The sequence below is a fragment of the Catenulispora yoronensis genome (assembly GCF_039531695.1).
GTDB lineage: Bacteria > Actinomycetota > Actinomycetes > Streptomycetales > Catenulisporaceae > Catenulispora > Catenulispora yoronensis.
This window is the reverse complement of record NZ_BAAAQN010000045.1, coordinates 62,902-81,616: the sequence shown is the minus strand read 5'-3', so window position 1 is coordinate 81,616 and position 18,715 is coordinate 62,902. Positions and strand designations below refer to the sequence as shown.

At 69.3% G+C, this 18,715-nt stretch carries 12 protein-coding genes and 1 pseudogene; 5 read left to right on the top strand and 8 right to left on the bottom strand.

Annotated features, from left to right (window positions below):
- Positions 1-145 precede the first annotated feature (145 nt).
- Positions 146-541 carry a nuclear transport factor 2 family protein gene (locus ABD481_RS30700; protein WP_344669291.1) on the top strand — a complete coding sequence of 132 codons (396 nt, stop codon included), beginning with the start codon at positions 146-148 and terminating at the stop codon, positions 539-541.
- 98 nt (positions 542-639) lie between these two features.
- Here the strand turns inward: ABD481_RS30700 and ABD481_RS30695 are convergent, their stop codons facing one another.
- Positions 640-2,394: a SulP family inorganic anion transporter gene (locus ABD481_RS30695; RefSeq protein ID WP_344669290.1), complete on the bottom strand. Its 1,755-nt coding sequence runs from the start codon at positions 2,392-2,394 to the stop codon at positions 640-642.
- A 290-nt stretch (positions 2,395-2,684) separates the two neighbouring features.
- Between ABD481_RS30695 and ABD481_RS30690 the strand changes: the two genes are divergently transcribed.
- The 3 genes from ABD481_RS30690 to ABD481_RS30680 all read left to right on the top strand — a co-directional run bounded on the left by ABD481_RS30690 (position 2,685) and on the right by ABD481_RS30680 (position 5,588).
- On the top strand, positions 2,685-3,938 hold the full coding sequence (locus ABD481_RS30690) for a DUF2254 domain-containing protein (protein WP_344669289.1): 1,254 nt from the start codon (positions 2,685-2,687) through the stop codon (positions 3,936-3,938).
- 62 nt (positions 3,939-4,000) lie between these two features.
- Positions 4,001-4,516, top strand: coding sequence for a hypothetical protein (locus tag ABD481_RS30685; RefSeq protein WP_344669288.1), 516 nt, complete (start codon positions 4,001-4,003; stop codon positions 4,514-4,516).
- 94 nt (positions 4,517-4,610) lie between these two features.
- Positions 4,611-5,588, top strand: coding sequence for a Gfo/Idh/MocA family protein (locus ABD481_RS30680; protein ID WP_344669287.1), 978 nt, complete (start codon positions 4,611-4,613; stop codon positions 5,586-5,588).
- Here ABD481_RS30680 and ABD481_RS30675 read toward each other — a convergent pair.
- From ABD481_RS30675 to ABD481_RS30665, 3 genes and pseudogenes are all read right to left on the bottom strand, one after another.
- Positions 5,576-5,950: an FMN-binding protein gene (locus ABD481_RS30675; protein ID WP_344669286.1), complete on the bottom strand. Its 375-nt coding sequence runs from the start codon at positions 5,948-5,950 to the stop codon at positions 5,576-5,578. The genes ABD481_RS30680 and ABD481_RS30675 overlap by 13 nt on opposite strands.
- Before the next feature lie 38 nt (positions 5,951-5,988).
- A complete protein-coding gene (locus tag ABD481_RS30670) occupies positions 5,989-7,281 on the bottom strand; it encodes a ferredoxin reductase family protein (RefSeq protein WP_344669316.1) in 1,293 nt (430 codons plus the stop codon).
- A gap of 273 nt (positions 7,282-7,554) precedes the next feature.
- A pseudogene (locus ABD481_RS30665) lies at positions 7,555-8,628 on the bottom strand (MFS transporter); the annotation flags it as partial.
- 135 nt (positions 8,629-8,763) lie between these two features.
- Here ABD481_RS30665 and ABD481_RS30660 point away from each other — a divergent pair.
- On the top strand, positions 8,764-9,606 hold the full coding sequence (locus tag ABD481_RS30660) for a LysR family transcriptional regulator (protein ID WP_344669285.1): 843 nt from the start codon (positions 8,764-8,766) through the stop codon (positions 9,604-9,606).
- Between the two features lie 186 nt (positions 9,607-9,792).
- Here the strand turns inward: ABD481_RS30660 and ABD481_RS30655 are convergent, their stop codons facing one another.
- The 4 genes from ABD481_RS30655 to ABD481_RS30640 are packed head-to-tail and all read right to left on the bottom strand — an operon-like array spanning position 9,793 to position 18,667.
- Complete coding sequence (locus tag ABD481_RS30655; protein ID WP_344669284.1) at positions 9,793-14,661, bottom strand: VMAP-C domain-containing protein; 4,869 nt, start codon at positions 14,659-14,661, stop codon at positions 9,793-9,795.
- On the bottom strand, positions 14,654-15,694 hold the full coding sequence (locus ABD481_RS30650) for an AAA family ATPase (protein WP_344669315.1): 1,041 nt from the start codon (positions 15,692-15,694) through the stop codon (positions 14,654-14,656). Before ABD481_RS30650 ends, ABD481_RS30655 begins: the two co-directional genes overlap by 8 nt.
- A 40-nt stretch (positions 15,695-15,734) precedes the next feature.
- Positions 15,735-17,762, bottom strand: coding sequence for a vWA-MoxR associated conflict system protein (locus ABD481_RS30645; protein WP_344669283.1), 2,028 nt, complete (start codon positions 17,760-17,762; stop codon positions 15,735-15,737).
- Positions 17,762-18,667, bottom strand: a complete 906-nt coding sequence (locus ABD481_RS30640) for an alpha/beta fold hydrolase (protein WP_344669282.1) — start codon at positions 18,665-18,667, stop codon at positions 17,762-17,764. The genes ABD481_RS30645 and ABD481_RS30640 overlap by 1 nt, the downstream gene beginning before the upstream one ends.
- Positions 18,668-18,715 lie beyond the last annotated feature (48 nt).

The window sequence follows — 18,715 nt, the reverse complement described above, 5'->3', positions numbered from 1 at the left end:
TGAAATGCCCCGAAAGGGCACAGGGCCCCCTGGGACAACTTCTGATCCGCCACAGACAAGCTGCTGGGCCCTGGGCGACAAGCCACCCGGCGGGGGCATCGGATGGGATCGGGGAGGACCGCCCGATGCGAGCAAGGGAGTTGTCATGAGGACCGCGAAAGAGATCATCGAAGCCCATTACGCCGCGTCCGCCGCCAAGGACCTCGACGGTATGGTCGCCGACTTCGCCGCGCAAGTGGAGTGGACCGAGATGGCGGGCTTCCCGTACGCGGGCACGTACGTCGGCCCGGAGTCGGTGAAGGAGAACGTCTTCCTGCGCCTGGGCGCCGAGTGGGACAGCTACGACGCCACCCCCGAACAGCTGGTCGCCGACGAGGAGGCCGGCGTGGTGGTCGGCCTGGGCTGGTACACCGGCGTGCACGGCGGCACCGGCCGGGCGATGCGGGCCCGCTTCGCCCACTTCTGGACCCTGGCCGACGGCGAGATCGTGCGCTTCGAGCAGGTCACCGACTCGCACGTGGTGCGCGAGGCGATGCGGTAGCCGGGCCGCTCCCCCGGGGCCGTCGCGGGCCCGCGACGGCCCGCCCTGGTTTCGGATCATCAGTCCTGGATCACCGGTCATGGATCACCGGTCATGGATCACCGGTCCCGGAAGGCCCGGACCCCCACCCGCACCGTCGGATGGAAGTGTTCGGGCCCGATCACCTCGGTGAGCCCCGAGGAATCGAAGATCTTCATCATGAACCACTTGGCGCGCGCCACCGCCAGCACCACCCCGCGCACCCGCAGCGCGGCGTGGAGTTCGCGCAGCGCCTCCACCGCCGTGGAGTCGATGTAGGTCATCGCCTCGGCGTTCAGCAGGAACTCCGCCACCGGCTCGGGGCTCTCGTCGACGAGCGCCAGGACGCGCTCCTTGAAGTAGCGCGCGTTGGGGAAGAACAGCGGCGCGTCGAACCGGTAGACGATCAGGCCCGGGACGGTCTGCACCGGCGCGTCGCTGTGGTCGATGTCGTGGTAGCCGTCGACGTCCTCGACCTTGCCCAGGACGGCGTCGTGCGGGCGGACCGCGCGGTAGACGAACACGCCGATGGACAGCCCGATCGCGACCATCAGCCCGCCGAGCACGTTGAACAGCAGCACCGCCAGCGTCGCGGCCAGCGCCAGCGCGGCTTCGAAGTTGTGGACCCGGCGCAGCCGCGCGACGCCGCTGGCGGTGAGCATGCCGAGCGCGGCGACCACCAGCACCACGCCGAGCGCCGCCTTCGGCAGGTCGGTGAGCACGCCGGTGGCGAAGGCCGCGACGAGCACCGTGAGCCCGGCGACGGTGAGGCCCACCACCTGGGTCCGGCCGCCGGCGGCGGCGTTGACGGCGGTGCGCGAGCCGCTGGAGGAGACCGGCATGCCCTGGGTGAGCCCGGAGACGATGTTGGCGGTGCCGACGCCGGCCAGCTCCCGCTCCGGGGAGATCGGGTGCCCGTCGCGCGTGGCGTAGGTCCGGGTGATGGCCATGACGTCGCCGAACGAGACCAGCGCCAGGCCGACGGCGGTCAGCGCCAGGTCGAAGAAGTCGCCGGGGGCCAGCCGCGGCAGCCGGGGCACCGGCAGGCCACTGTCGACCGGCCCGACCGTGGCGACGCCGTGCCCGGACAGCGAGAACAGCGCCGAGGCGCCGGCGGCCAGGACCACGACGACCAGCGCGACCGGCGCCTTCGGGGCCACCGCGCGCAGCAGCAGCGCGACCGTCAGCAGCGAGGCCGACAGCGCGAGGGTGGCCACGCTCGTGCGGCCGAGGTGGGTCAGCAGCTCCCAGATCTCGCCGAAGAACTTGCCGGACTCGATCTTGAAGCCGAACAGCTTGCCCAGCTGCCCGGAGATGATCGCCAACGCGACGCCGTTGAAGTAGCCGATCAGCACCGGCTTGGACAGGAAGTCGGCCATGAACCCCAGCCGCAGCGCGGCGGCGGCGTACATGATCAGGCCGGTCACGATGCCCAGCCCGGCGGCGAGCGCCGCGTACCGGTCGCTGTGCGCGGCGGCGAACGGCGCGAGGCTGGAGGCGGTGAGCGAGGACAGCGCGCCGTCCGGACCGACGACCAGCTTGCGCGAGGAGCCGATCAGCGCGTACGCGAGCAGCGGGAACATGGTGGCGTACAGGCCCGCGGTGGGCGCGACCCCGGCCAGGTCGGCCATGCCGAGCGACCCGGGGATGGCGACGGCGGCCACGGAGATCCCCACCAGGACGTCCTTGTGCCAGTGGGTGCGGGCCTGCTCCAGGACCTCCGGCGCGCCGGGCACCAGGCCGCGCCAGCCGCGGGCGCGGGCGTCGCGCAGGACCCGGCGGACGTAGGAGGCCGCGGGGCGAGTGCGATCGGTCCAGGACGCGGTGAGGGGCATGCAGGTTCTCGGTCCTCCTTCCGACGCCGGCCGCCTGCCTGCGGGCCGCCTTGCTGCCGGCCGCCTTGCTGCCGGCCGCGGGCCGCCTTGCCGCGGCCCGGCGGATCCGGTTGGTCCAGCCGCAGCGGCGGGCCCGGTTCGGCACGACGCTGTTCGGGACAGCGAATCCGGGCTCGTCGACGCGCGCATCCGCTGCGGTCCGGGCGAGTGAGGCGCGCGGCGCGGGAGCCCCCTTTCGGTCGACCCGGATCGCCGCGCGGCGGCCCGGGCCGAAGACTCACGGTGTGGACATGCCTCCGCCTCCGGGCACCGGGGCCCAGCGGGTCGCGCGCAGCGGCTGGACCGTCACGGCGATCGTCACCGCCGGGATCGTGCTGGGGCTGGTGCTGCCCCGGCTGGAGCGCGGCCACACCCTGGCCGGCACGCTGCCGTTCGACGCCTCGGGGGCGCAGGCCACGCTGGGGGCGATCGCCGCCGGGATGATCACCCTGACCGGGTTCGTCTTCACCGCGATCACGCTGGTCGTGCAGACGGTGCAGAGCATGTCGCCGCGGCTGTTCACGGCCGTCCACGAGTTCGGCCGCTACGTGCGGATGTTCGCGGTCTTCGTCGGCACCTTCGTCTACGCGCTGATCGTCCTGAGCCGCGTCCGCGCCGACTCGGTGCCGCAGCTGTCGGTGACGCTGGCCGTGGTGTTCGTGGTCTACAGCTCCTTCCTCTTCCTGCGCCTGCTGCTCACCCTGCGCTCGGCGGTCACCGCCGGCGGCCTGCTGCGCGCGGTGGCCGACCAGCTCCGCGAGGTCGTCGCCGACATGCACCCGGAGGCGGCCGACCCCGCGCCGGACGCCCCGGCCTCCCCGTCCGTACTGCGGTACTCCGGCGCGCCCGGCATCTTCCAGGCCTTCAACACCGCGCGCCTGGTCCGCGTCGCCACCGAACGCGACCTGCGGGTGGAGTTCACCGCCGCGGTCGGCGACTTCCTGACCGTGGGGACGCGCCTGGCCGACGTCCACGCCTCCGGCCCGCGTCCCCGGACACTCACCGCCCCCGAGCTCCAGCGCCTGATCCGCGTCGGCCCGAGGCGCACCATCGCCCAGGACCCGGCCTACGGCATCCGCCTGCTCGTCGACATCGCGATCAGGGCCCTGTCCCCGGCGGTGAACGACCCGACCACCGCCGTCCAGGCCCTGGACCAGATCGACGACGCCCTGACCCGCCTGGCGTCCGCCGACCTCGGCACCGGCAGCGTCGCCGACGCCGGCGGCACCACACGGATCCGCTACCAGGTCCCGTCCTGGTCGGCGTACGTGAGCCTGGCCCTGGACGAGATCCTGCACTACGGCGCCGGCTCGCTCCAGGTGGTCCGCCGCACCCGGGCGCTGCTCGACGGCCTGCTCGCCACCTGCCCCGCCGCCCGCCGCGGCCCGCTCGAAACCCGGCTGGCGCTGCTGGACCGCCTGGTGGCCGAGCACTTCACCGACCCCGGGACCCGCCGCACCGCGATGATCGCCGACGCCCAGGGCCTCGGCGGCCAGGACGGCTGAGCCCTCACCCGTTCAGCAGCGAAAAGTGGCCGCCGCGCCCGGGCCCGGCAGACCGTGGAGGCATGGTGACCATGACCTCGGCCGCGGGCCGCCTGTCCGGCGTCGCAGTACTCGCCCTCGCGGCCCTGACGGCCGCCGGCTGCGGCAGCGACTCCTCGAACGGGTCCGACGCCGCGTCCCAGGCCGCGTCCAAGGCCTCCTCCGCCGCCTCCAGCATCGCCGGCCAGGTCGGCAGCGCCGCCTCCCAGGCCGCCTCGTCCGCGTCCTCCGCCGCCTCCTCGGCGATCTCGCAGATCAAGGGCGGCGTCGACGCGGCCGGCGACGTGACGGCCGGCGCGGCGAAGATCGACTCCGACGGCAAGGCGGTCTCCGAGCTGAAGGTGGCCAACCCCACCGCCGACGCCCACGACTACACCATCTCGGTCGCGTTCGACGACCCGAACGGCAACCTGCTGGACGCCGTGGTCGTGAACGCCTCGCAGGTCCCGGCCAACGGCACCGCGACCGCCGAGGCCCGTAGCAACCGGCAGCTGACGGGCACCGTGACGGCCAAGGTGACGGCCGCCGTCCGGCACTGACGGGGCCCGATGACCTTGGTCCGGCCCCGCGGGCTATCCTCGACCGACGTCGTCGGACTCCCGAAGCGAGGCTGGACCAGTGGCAGAAGCGACAGTGAAACCCATCCGGTGGGGCATCCTGGCCACCGGCGGCATCGCCGCCACCTTCACCGAGGACCTCCTCACCCTGGCCGACGCCGAAGTCGCCGCGGTCGGGTCCCGCTCCCTGGACACCGCCCAGGCCTTCGCCGACCGCTACGGAATCCCCCGCGCCCACGGCTCCTGGGCCGAACTGGCCGCCGACCCCGACGTCGACATCGTCTACGTCGCCACGCCGCACTCGGCCCACCACGCCGCGGCCGCGCTGTGCCTGGACGCGGGCAAGGCCGTGCTGTGCGAGAAGCCGCTGACCCTGGACGCCGCCCAGGCCGAGGACCTCTTCCGCCGCGCCGAGGCCGCGGGCGTCTTCTTCATGGAAGCCATGTGGACCCGCTGCGTGCCCGCCATCCTGCGCATGGTCGAGATGGTCCGCGACGGCGTCATCGGCGAGCCCCGCCTGGTGACGTCCGACTTCTCAGTGTCCTTCCACGGCGGCCCCGAGCACCGCATGCGCAACCCCGCCCTCGGCGGCGGCGCCCTCCTGGACCTCGGCGTGTACCCCCTCGCCATCTCCCGCCTGGTCTTCGGCGAACCGAGCACGGTCCAGGCCACAGCCGTGCTGACGCCCGAGGGCGTGGACGCCACCACCTCGGTCACCCTCCTGCACCCGGACAACGGCGTGTCCGCCCTGACCTGCTCGATCACCGCCGACGGCACCTGGAGCGCCACCGTGGCCGGCACCGAGGGCCGGATCGAGTTCGGACGCCACTTCACCTCCCCGTCGGGCTTCTCGGTGTACCGCGACGACGATCTGGTGGAACGCGTCGAAGCACCCTTCCTCGCCGGCGGCATGGTGCACGAAGCGATCGAGGCCCAACGCTGCCTCCGCGCCGGCCTCCTCGAAAGCCCCCTCGCGCCCTGGTCGGAAACCCTCGGCGTGATGCGCACGATGGACGAGGTCCGGGCTCAGATCGGCGTCGTCTACCCGGGCTGAAGCCCCGCATCGATCGCAGCCTGCAAAGAGGCCAGATAAGCCTTCGACGTATACGTGGCCCCGCTCACGCCATCGACGTGAGCGGACTGCGCCCCGACCACCTCCCCCGCGAGCCTGCGCGCCGCCACCACCGACCGCGCCCACGAGACGGCGTTGTCATGCGGCAACCGCACTGCCACCACACGGTCGATGTGCCCGGCCGCCACCGTGATGCGCACCTGCACCACGCCATGCGCGATCGGCACCGGCGGACCCGTCACCGTGACGACGGCACCCCGCACACTCTTCTTCGCCGCCACCGCACTGGCGTGCATCGTCTTGTCGACCACCAGCCCCGCCATCGCCCCCAGCGTGGCCACCACCGAAAACAGAGTCCTGACAGGTAGTCTCACAGCCGGCCTCAGAAGTCGAAGATCTCGGTATGGATGCGCCCCCGCCGAACCTTGGCCCGGCGCAGGTTGCGGACAACGGCAGCGGCCATCCCCGCCGACCCGCAGATGAAGACCTCCCGATCCCCCAGATCGGGAACGAGATCGAGCAACCGCTCCGCCGACAACGGATCATTCTTCCGACTCCCCACCGCCGGAATATAAATGATGCGCCCAGCCCGATCCAACGCCTCAAGCTCCCGCGTCAGAATCAAATCAGCAACCTTCGAAGCCCGTTGCACGAAAACGATATCCCGCCGTCGGCCATGCATCGTCTCGGCGATGGCCCGAAGCGGCGTGACACCGATACCGCCCCCGATCATCACCACACCCCGCTGTCGCCGCAGAATCCCGGTGAACGCTCCGTAAGGGCCGTCGACCAGCACCCTGGCCCCAGGCCGCAACCGCCTCAGCCGCCTGGTGTACCCGCCCACACACTTGAACGTCAGCCGAAACGTGTGCTCATTCGGCGCAGCCGACAACGAGAACGGATGCGCCTGGTACCACAACCCCCGGGCCATGAACCGCCACCGAAAGTATTGACCGGCTTCAGCCCCCAACTCACTGACATAACTGCCCGAGATATAGATACTCATGACATCGGCACCATGCTCCTCCACCCCCGTCACCCGAAACCGATGCCGCCGATTATTGAGCAGCGGAATCAGCACACGATTACTCACCACAGCCACCGCGACCACCGCGTGCACCCCCGCCCACGCCCCCGCCGCCCACCGATTCCGACTGAACTGCGCCCCCAACGTCAACTGATGCCAGAACGCCGCCGCGGCAGCCGGATACAACAACAGATGAATCCCATGCCAGCCCTCGTATCCCAGCCGCCGCCGCACCCCCCGCGCCGAGGCGAAGCCGGCCAGCACCATGACCAGAAACCCCACCGTCGCCGCCAGCACCCCCGGATACGTTTGCAGAACCCCGACCACCACCACCGGCGGCGCCTCCCGCAGACTGACCGAGTAAGCACCCACCACCAACCCGACATGCGCGGCCAACAAGAGAATCAAATACCCACCCAGATTCCGATGCGCCGACGCCAACCACGACCCGAGCCGCCGCTCCAGATAGGGAAACCGAGCCATCAGCGCAATCTCGACCAGCACCAAATAAGCCCCAACAAGGCCTGTTATCTGAGCCAGTCCCACCAGGCAATCCCCCACCGACTGCAACCGGTCCACAGGCGTCTGCCGCCACCACAGACCCACCACCCCTGCCAACCCACCCCCCGCTACCACCAACAACACCATCGAGAGCGGCCGCCGCGGCAACAACGGAAGCCGATGCCGCAAACCCGGCACAACCCAGTCCGGAACGTAGTGCAACGGAAGCCTTGGAAGCGCCACAGAGTGCTCCTCACGTAGGTGCACCCAGGGTGGACGCGCCCACAGCACCGCGAGGCACGTTTGTTCTATCTTTCCTCATGCTTTACCAACACTCGACCAGCTCCGGCGACCAGCAGTCCGAGGGCGTCCACGGCGATGTGCCGCTTGCGACCTTTGATTTTCTTGCCGGCGTCCGACCAGATAGCCCATCAGCGCCGCGACCACGGCCACCAACCCGGACGCGGCGAAGCCCGCAGCCGGCGCCGACATGTCGATCACGCCCCCGACCACCGGAGCCCCGATCGCGAAGCCCGCGCTCAGCGCCGACGACTGCAAACCCGTCGCCTCGCCCCGCGCACTCGGCGGCGCTAGCCGACTCACCGTGGCGGCCACGCACGACAACGTCGGCGCGGTCAGCAGCCCCGCACCGACCCCGGCCACGCACAACCAGGCCCAGCTGTGGGCAAGGCCGGCCGGAGCAGTCAGGACCCCGAGTCCGGCCAGCAGCAGCCACGTCGGCAGCGGCCGGGACAGCGTCCCGTACACCAGGCCGCCGACGATCGACGACACGCCGTAGACAGCCACGACCACACCGGCCCAGGACACCTGCCCGACCGCCTTGAGCGTGGCGACGATGGCCAACTCGGTACCGCTGAGCAGCACCGTGGCACCGAACGCCATCAGCAGGGCAGCGATCATCCCCGGCCCCAACCACTCCCGCCGCCGAGGCCGAGCAGCCCGATCGGCCTCCACCTCGTTCTCGCCTCGCAGCGGCGGATCGAGCACTGCGATACCCGCTCCGCCGATCGCGATCACGGCACCGACGCCCCACGCCACGGCGCGCGGAGACGCCACGGCCACGCCGAGGATCACGATCGGCGGCCCCAGCACGTACGAAAGCTCGCCCTGCACCGACTCCAGCGCGAACGCCGCCCGCCGCTGCCCGGCGGTCGTCATCGCGGCGAGCGCCTGCCGGATCACCAGCGGACTCGGCACCATCAGCAGACCCGCCCAAAAGGCCGCGACCACCAGAAGCGGGAACGGCAAGGCAGGCACGCTCGCCCAGAACACGATCTGCGCCGCGGCCGTGAACAGCAGCACGACACGCGCGCCCCGCCGGTCGACCAGGCGGCCGAGCAGCGGCCCGCCGAGGGCCAGCCCGGTGGTCAGAGCCGCCGCGACGCCGCCGGCCGCCGAGTAGTCCATGTGCAGGCCGAGCACGACATACAGCGTCAACGTCATCATGTTGGCCGCGAGCGCGGCGCGGGCCACCAACGAGACGCCCAGCAGCGCCGCCAGGCCTGGCACAGCGAGCACTTGTCGATATCCGATCACTCCCACGACGCTAGAACGACCGGCGAGCCATAGGAAGACGTTAATTCGTTGGACCTGACATAATGATCCCTTATGGCCAAGGACCTCGACACCACCCTCTTGCGGTCGTTCGTCACCGCCGTGCGGGCCGGCAGCATCAGCCGGGCCGCGGTGGCGCTCGGACACACCCAACCCGCGCTCAGCCAGCAGTTGCGCAAGCTGGAGCACACCGTCGGCCGTCCGCTGCTGCACCGATCACCGTCCGGCGTCTCACCGACCCGGGCCGGCGAGGAACTCCTCCCCTACGCCGAACGCATCCTGTCGCTGTCCGAGCAGGCTCTCAGCCAGGCCGGACGCGCACTCACCGGCCATTGCAGCATCGGCCTGCTCGAAGACCTCGCCGTCTCCCAGCTTCCGCAGGCCCTCGCCGACCTCGCCGGCCTGCATCCCGACGCGACCCTGGAGGTACTCAGCCTGTCCAACGCGGAGATGCGCGAGGCCTATGAGACGCACCGCGTCCAGCTCGTGCTCGACGCGGTGGGAGACCTTCCGGGGCCGCCACGCTGGACCGTACGCCGCCCCCTGGCCTGGGCGATCGGCGAAGGCGTGGACGCGACAGCCGATCCGCTGCCGGTGGTGCTGTTCACGAACCCGTGCATCTGGCGCACATCCCTGTTGCAGGCGCTGGAAAGCGCCGACCGCCGCTGGCGAGTGACCTTCGAGAGCAACAGCCTGATCGGCGTCCTCGCCGCACTGCGCGCCGGGCTGGGCGTCACGGCCCTCATGCCGTCGAACCTCGAACCGTCGATGGCCTGTCGCACCCCCGACACCCTGCCGCCGCTGCCAGACCTCGAACTCGGCTTGACGCGGCGTCCGCGTAGCGAGGGCGACGCGCTGGTGGATGCCGTGGAAATGGTGCTGCGGCGGACGATATGAGCAAGGGTGCAGCCGCCCGATGAGCAACGCTGGTGCACGCCCCGAGGGATCATACCGTTTTGCCGATCGGGCGGTTCGGCCCGTATCCGCAGCGGTTGCGTGAGTAGTTCGAGGCGTGATCTGGCGGTTCCGCACGGGCGGTCAGTGGCGGGAGATGCCGCTTGACTCTGGTCTTCGACCCCTTATCTAATCCGCACTCATCCATCCCCGAGCCCACACATGACCCAGAAACGCCCTCCCCGCCCCAGCCGCCCCAACACGCTCAAACCCACTCACCCCAAACCCATCGCTAGGCAACTCCCGATGAAGGTCATCAGGAACAGCCACCACAAAATCGTCCTCCAGCCTGTCCAACGTCTCACGCACCTGCAAAGCCTCCTTCAACCAAGACAGCGCCTCCACAGCATCCCCGACATGACCGCTCCCCACATGCTGTATCAGACCCCGCGTAAGCACCATCCGAACCCGCGTCCGCCCCCGCCGCGTCCTCCGGAGCCCCCGGTTCACTTCCCCAAGCTCATACAACATCCGCGGCACAACACCAGCAAGAAACCCATCCACATCAATCGGCGGCAACACAAACAACTGACTACCCAGCGGCCCTCCCTCTTCGAAGTACGCGTTCCCCCTGACGTTCCCGCGGTTGTACGCCTCGATAAGGATCTCCTGCAACCACTCGTTGAGCCCCGAAGTCCGCTCCTCCCCACCAACCACCTCAAACGCAACACACAACCGGACCGAAGGAATCTGCGGCACCGGATCATCCCAGTAGAGCGCCAAATGCCGCCCGACATGCTCGTCCCCACCCACACCAGAGGCCACAGCCGCCTCTCTCCGCAACCTCATGACCGCCTCAGGAAGCTCCCATACCGGCAGCTCGGCCAACCTCCGCAGCGCACTCTCGAACAACTTGCCCGCCCTCGCCCCACGACACCACAGAACCACCGGCACACCGCGGGCAATGATCTCGTCAACAGCCCTCCGCCCCCGACCATCCCCACCAATGTCCCCCGCCACAACCACGCCGGCGGGCCCACCCTCGACAAGCCGCTCAATATCTATCGGATCATCCACCCGCTGAACCACCAACGACGATCGCCGCCGAACGTACTCACCGAACGAGCTCCGTACATCTCTCCCATCAACACTGCGCACAACAACCGGGCAGAGCTCGCCCAAGCGTCGCTCAACACCACCAGGCGTAGTAAAAACCCACTGATCGAACTCGGTCATCAACAACGCCCGCGGCACCCGGAAGTCGACTCGCAACCCACTGTCGAGCCGCCGCGCGAACACCCTCTCAAGCGCCTCGGCCACCTCAGCCCGGAAGTCCTCGGCGATCGACACCACCGTCCGGCTCGGCGGCCAGCTCTCGCTGTCACCAGCCGTCGAAAGCGTCGTGGTCACGGTGCCCCGATCCATCCGGCCGGCGAAGGGGTTGAACTCGATCGCCAAGAAGGCTGCCTCGGGCCCTGACCTGCGTCGCCCGACACCCGACCAGTCAAGGTCCCACAGCCGTACAAGCAGACCCGGCTCCTCGACCGTCGCGATCTGGCTGCCGCCAGGTGCGATCGCCAGCGCCGTTATCCGGCCGAGACCGGCATCGAAGGACTCGCCGATCAGACTCCCATCAGCAAGGTCCCAGATTCGAATCCTGCCGTACGCATTGCCCGTGACCGCGACCGAACGTCCGTCGATCTCTGCGCAAGCGATGGCCGATACCGCTCCGGCCTGCCGCACCAAACTGGGCTGGACAGGGAGAACACCCCCCAACAGCTGGTATTGGATGTTTCCGCCTTTGCTGGCTGTCACAACCGCCGGGACCCCGCCGATCTCCCCGAGCGTCATCGCCGCATGATCAATGGGCTGCGACAAGCGCCGCCGTTCAAGATGACGCCCCGAGGACACGTCCCACAGGTCGAGACTGCCATCTTCGTGCCCGATCACCGCCGTCACGCGGCCGTCTACCAACATGCACGCGACAGCCGGCACCGACTCATCAGGAGACCCGAAACCCCGATGCAGAACATCCCCTGAAGCCCAGTCGACGAATTCGACCCGACCACTCGCGCCGGCAACAACCGCGTGCAAGAACCCGTCCAACACCACAAACGCCAGAGCCCTCGACCGGTCCGGCTCGCCAGTCGACACATACGCAGTGATCCGGCTGCCCTCGACATCCCACAGCCAGATGTCGTCACCCTCGCCGACCATCGCCAAGAAGGACCCGTCCGGGGAGTACGCGAGGCCAGTAGCAACCCTGTCGATCGTCGCCCTGGCCGTCCACACCGGTGGCTGGATCCGCGGCGAAGGCACAAGGCCCACCACCATCGGCGACTCCATGCCGAACTGGTGCTCCCAGCGATAGGGCGCCCGCTCATCGCCGAGCTCTCCCATTCGAGCAACCACATAAGTGTACGCATCATCGGACGACACAATTCCGTCGCCGTCTTCGTCTGCGTGACCCGATCGCAGTCCATTAGCCAGCACTTCGCCGATGGAAGCACGCCCCAGCGCATCGGATGGAGCCATGAACGTCCGGTGAATCGCGAATCGACGATCAGGTGCCGGCATCGCATGCAGCTCGGCCAGCTGAGGAGCATCGTCGCTCGCCCCGCCAACGGGACAGTCGAACAACACAAACTGTTCCTCAGCCGCACACTCATCCAGCAGGCCCCGGAACCAGTTCCAGTCCAACGCGGTCGCGGCCAGTCGGCTGACCTGGGAGTCCGAGGCCAGAAGATACAGCTGACCACCGCGATCATAAATGCTGTGGCCGACAAAATAGATCAGAACCGTGTCGCCCGGCTGCCGCTGCTCCATGAAGTCCGACACGACACTACGGATCTGCACAATGCTGGCGTTGACAATCGTGGCCATCTCGAACCCGCCGAGGCCGGGGGACTTCAGCGCCGACATCAACATATCGGCATCGTATTTGGCCTCAAGCCTCGGAAGTCGCTCGTCCGCATACGTATAGTTCGCGATCACCAGGCAGAAGCGATGACCGACCCTGAACTCCAAGCCTCCCACGGTCTCGGGCTCGCCAGGCGGCTCAGCCACGTCCACCGCCACGCTACCCACCGCACTACCCACCCCATCACCCACCGCGCTACCCACACCATCACCCATCACCCCGCCCAGCAGCTCGCCCTCAACCTCGATCTCCTCCTCCCGCTCCTCCCCTTCCTCCCGCTCCTGCCCTTCGTCCCACAACCCCCACTCCGACCCTGACTCCACGCCCACCCCTGAAGCCGCCCCCGACCCCCCGTCCAACAGCGCCATCACCCGCCGACTGGCCGCCGCGAACGGCTCGATCTCCACCGGCACAACCAACTCCCCGCCCGGATCCGCGACCAACGCCCGAAACCCCGGCGTCTCCCCGGCGTACTGATCGATGTACTGACTCAGCGCGTCATACGTCTCCCACGCGTCATGCGAGCCGAGCATCCCCACCAGCCGGTCGCGCGTCCCGTCGCGGAAACGGAGCGTCACGCCGTGGTGCTCATGCACCTCCGTATCGAACAAACCACCGGAGACCACCTCGGCCACGTCCGCCACGGTCGCCGCGGAGACCAGCTTCTGGCGAATCAAATGCAGCACCGGCATGTCGATCACAGGGTTCGGAGAGCACAGCACCGCGAGCCGAACAGCATGCGGCGACGCGAGATGAACGAATCGATTCACCAGCTGCCGACCTACATCAGGCCGCTCATCGGCGACAACCTCCTCGCCTCCCTCCCTCCACTCCTCCCCTGCCTCAACCATCCCGGCCCCGGCCGCAGCTCCAACCTCAACCATCCCGGCCCCGGCCCCGACCTCAGCTCCAACCTCGTCCAACCCGCCTGCTCCGCCCCACCCACCCGGCACCAACACCGCATCACAACCCCGATCATCACAACACATGACCATCCGCGCCCACCGCCCCAACGAGTACGGCGACAGCGTCACCACCGGCACCGGCACCAACCTCTCCGCCTCTGCCCGCGCCTCAGCCCGCACCGCCACTCCCGCCTCCGCCCCGATCCCCACCCCACCCGCCGCAACCACTCCAGCCCCCATCCCGACTCCAGCCCCAGCTCCCATCCCCGCGCCAACCCCAACACCAGCACCAACCCCGACCCCCATCCCCGCCCCATACCGATAACTCAACTCGACATTCGCCACCCCCGGCCGCTCCCCCGGCATCACCCGCGTAGACCTCAAGTTCAACCCCGTATGCCGCCACATCTTCTGCGGCAACGGATTCATCAAAGCCACCGGCACCCGCCGCGCCCACTCCCGGATCCGCGCCCACCGCTGCCCGTCCTGCCACTCCGGCGCCGTGCAGTCCGAAATCACCAGCACGACCTTGCGCCCGGCCCCACTCACCCCCTCGACATCGCCGAGATCCCTCACCTGCACCGCACGAAACGCCCCAGTCCGCCGCAGCACCCCGATGAAGTCCCCGACCGTCTCCGCCCACACCGTCATCGACGGCGCCGAGTCGACCACCACCAGCACCTCGAACCACCGCTCCGGCGCCGCCCTGAACGCCGGTATCAACTCCAGGCACCGTGCGAAGACATCCACCGTCGCCGGCAGATCCAGCTCACTGCGCCGGCCGTGCCGCCACGGCCGCTTCAACGGCCGCAACGACCGCGCCAGCTCCCCGCCCAACGCCAGCGCACGCCCCCCGGGCACCATCACCGCACGCCCCGGACGCCCTGCTCCCCCGACCGCCCCCGACCCACCGGCCGGATACAGCGGCCACCGCTCATCGACCGTCTCCGACGCCCTCTCGTCCCCCTCCCCCACCCCGACCACCTCGGGAACGGCAGGAACCTCCGGAACCAGCAGCTCCTCCCCGTCCCCCATCCCCGACCCCGCAGCCCCGGCAGACCCCGCCGACCGCCCCTCCGCATCCCCGTCCGCCATCGCCATATCCACCGCCGCCAACAGCAAGGCATCAGCGACAGTCTGCGCATCAAGACCCGGCACCGCAGCGACCAACTCGCTGACCACCCGGTCCAGCGCAGTCCCGAACGCCTGGTCCGCCCCCGCCTGCTCAGGCACCTGACAAGTTCTTCATGAGAAGCTTCGCCAACCGCTCCCGCTGCTCACCCTCCGGCGCATCCGGACCGACCAGCAAATGCACCGCGTTAAGCAGCTGATCCACCGCCAACCGCTCGCCCCCGTTGACACGCTCCACGAACTCCGCGATCAGCATTCCCGTCGGCGTGCCATCGGCGACATCGACATCCAGCCACCGCCGGACAACACCCTGAAGCATCTTCACGTCCGGCACCGGCATGGCGAACCGCAGACACCGACGCAGGAACGGTGCGGACAGCTCCTGCTCCCCATTGCTCGTCAGAACAATGAACGGGAACTCCTCGCAACGGACCCGCGCGCCCTCGACCCGACAGGTCTCGTCGCTCTCCCACAGCCGAACATCGACCCCGGACTGGTCCCTCTCCCGAAGAAGCTCAGTGATCTCGAACTCTCCGCGCTCCAGAACTTCGAGCAAGTCGCCCGGAAGATCAAGATCGCTCTTGTCGATCTCATCGATCAGCAACGCACGAGGACGCGTGGCCGGCGCCAACGCGGAGCCCAGCGGCCCCAACTGCAAGAACGGCGCGATGCTGTCGCCATTCATCGCCCCCGAATCACCCACAACGTCAACGGGCTCAGCCGCACCGTCACTCGCCTCCGACACCGGTACCGGCACGGGCACCGGCGCCTCCCCCGCCCCCGGTCCCACCCCCGGCCGCAACCGCTGAGCATGAATCCGCCCCAACGCGTCATACCGGTACAAAGCGCTGGGAAGACTGCTCTGCGACGTGATATGCCACCGAAACACCTTCCCCAACCTCAGCTCATGCGCCACATGCTCGATCACCGTCGACTTCCCCGACCCCGGCGCCCCGGTGATCAGCAACGGCCGCCGCAACCGCAGCGCCGCATTGACCACGTCCACCAACCCGTCCGGCGGCTCGAAGGCGTCCCCGGCCGACGCCCGAGGAAACGTCCGCCACGGCGGCGGAGCAGGCAGCCGCACCTCCGGCCCCTGCCGACCGTCGCCGTGGTAATACCGTTCCCAAGCCATCGTCGCCTCCGTCATCCAGCCCACATCAGCCCAAAGATGATCAGCTCATCGAAAAGTTCTTACAAAACGTCAGCCATTGCTTGTCGTCCCACAGTGCCCGAAAGTCCGCCAGCCCCTGGACATGCTCGCCCAGCCACCGCTCCCGATACGCCAGAATAAAAGCGTTCGGCAACTGGCCCCAGAACTGCTCGACACCAGCCTTCGCCGCCAGACCGAGCGCACTGTCCGGGTGGCACCACCACATAACAATCGGTACATAAGCACACAGAATGTCGACCAGCCGCGTGTTCTCCACCCCGAGCTGATGCCCGACAGCGATCGCCTGCTGATACTGCCCGAACACCATCTTGCCGAGCAGAGCGTCGGTGTCACAGGTCGCGTCGACCCCGAGCCAGGCCAGCTTGTCGGCGACCGCGTTCTCTATTCTCTCCAGACGCCGCAACACGACATCGGTCTTCGGCATCGACGGCTCGGGCAGGCCCATGCGCGGGCTCCAGTGCGTCACGACCATGTGATCCACGCCCAACAGCTGCCCGTCGACCTTCGCCTCCTCCGGCCGCCACTGCATCAGGACCGCCGCCCGCGCCGCGACGTCGATGTGCCACAGCTCCAGGCCCTTGCGCTGCGCGGTGTCCTTGCCCCAGGCGACAGCGGCCGCCAACGCTTGATCCGCACCCTCCTTGTCGACGGTCGGGCACTCGAAGCGGTTGCGGAAGTCCTCGTTGCCGACCGCCGGCAGCTCGCCGTTCAGCAGCAGCCACGTCTGCAGCTCCTGGGGCCAGTCCTCAGTGAATTGATTCGTGCTCACCACCAGGCGGAGCTGCTGGTCCCGGCGCCGCCCGGCCACGAACTCGCGCGCGTCCGCGAGCTGCACACCGGCTCTGACAGCCCTGGCCCACTCCAGCGTCCGCGCCGCGTCGAGGTGCTGCGGGCACTCGGCGTCGATCAACGCCACCAACCGCGCCAGCCAGCGACGATGGTCGGGGTTCCCCGCCGGATGGTTGAAGACCACGTAGTCGACCACGTCGACCAGGTCGTAGTTGAGCGCGCCGGTCGAACACAGCTGCTCCTCGGCGGCCAGCAGGGCCGTGAGCGCGGCGCGCAGCCGGGGCGTCGTCAGCTGCGACATGGTCCGCAGCAGGACCACGGTCTTCGCCGCCGCGTCGAGCTGTATCAGCACTCTGAGCAGCCGTTCGTCCTCCCGCGACCGGGGCCCCCGGAGCAGCTCCGAGCGGACCTCGGCCAGCCGGCTGTCGTCCCACAGCCCCGCCGGCTGGGCCGCTGCCGCCGGATAAGCCCGGCGCGCGGCCTCCAGCCGGACCCGGCCCAGCGGCCCGATGTCGTCGACGATCAGGCGCGAGGGGGACCGCCGGTTCATCCCGAGCCACAGCGGGCTGGGCGTGACCAGGTTCCCGTTGTGGACCGACGGCACGATCGACTGCCCGGCGATCCGCCCCTGCAACACCGGAGCCGCGGTCTCGATCCGGATCAGGTCCTGGCCGTCGTCCAGGCCGGTCTTCAGCAGGTCCGCCAGCGTGCTGGACAGTTGCAGCCCGAAGGCCTGCTGCTGCGCCCTGCACGCCATGATCACGCCCAGCCGCTTGTCCGCGGCCACCAGTTGGCTGCTGTCGGGAAGGGCGGCCGCGGCGCGGCAGGTGTCGATGACGGCCACGACCCCATTGACCCTCGGACCGAGCACCGCCCGCTGAAGCAGGCTGTTGACATCGACCGCCGTGCTGGCGACGCCGTTCATCGTGTTCCAGCCCATGTAGTACAGCGTCGAGAAGTCGCCGACCACGAACCCGTGGCCGAGCAGCGCCAGAACCAGCGTCGCGTCCTCCGCGTCGGCCCGGTTCACAGCCTCGATCACCAGCGACTCGACGCGGTCGGCGGCCAACGGCCCCAGCCACAGGGCCTGGTCCCCGGCCAGCGCCGGCAGGCAGCCGCCGACCTCGGGGTCGAGCAGCTGTTCGGTGAGTGCGCGCGCCGCGTCCTCCAGGCTGGGAAGCGGCAGCATGTCATCGCACTGGGTAGCGATGACCAGCAGGCGGCGGGCCGGGACGGGCATCAGGGAGCGGCGGCGTAGCGCTGCGCGATCGGGCCGGCCACATCCCCCTGGGCCAGGTACTTGGTGGCGGTGTGCACCCACAGGCCGTCGGAGTCGACCCGCGCGGTGTCGGCCTCCACTCCCGACTCGCTGGGCAGGATGTCGTCGGCCAGGTCCGGACGGCCGGTGAAGATGTCGTCCCGGTCCCAGAAGTTCAGCCAGCGCCGCACCGTCGCCGGAGTGCGCGGCGGCCGAGGACGCAGCCGCGGCAGGACCACCGTCCGCATGGCCAGCGGGGAACCGATGGTGACGAACAGATCGACGAGGCCGGCGTACTCGGCGAGCGTCTCGAAGGCGACGACCGAACCGAGCGAGTGCGCCACGACGATGGCCGGCCCGTCACCCAGGGCCTCGGTCACGCGGGCCCGGATCCGCGCGTCGAGCGTGACGCCGTCCTGGTCCGGCTCGGAGCGGGCGAGATACCGGGCGACCTGGGCCAGCTGGAAGACCATCAGGTGCGGGGTGGCCCACTGCGCGCCCTTACGCAGGGGTTTGATGTTTACCAGCGTGCCGGCGATGTCGATGGCCACCCGCAGCAACTCGCCCAGCCCCTGGGGCTCCTCCGGCGGCCGGGCCAGGGAGTTCGCGTAAGCCAGCAGGGCGCTGTCCTCGTCGTCCAGCGGCACGTCCAGCCGGTCTTCGACGACCTGGGCCATCAGTTCGGCGAGGATCAGTTCCTCGGCCTCGTCAAGCGCGTCGTCGTCGCCGTCGCCCTGCCCGTCCGCCTTCCCGAAGAGGTCTCCGTAGTACGCGAAGCGCGTTTCGATATCGCCGCGTTCCAGGGCTCTGGCGAAGTCCGGATGCGCGGCCTTGTTCGCTCCCACGGCGAGCGCCGCGGTCCAGGACGCCAGCTCCTTTTCGGGCACGCGCGGACGGCCGATACCGTGCACGAAGACAAGCCTCGGTCCCACAAG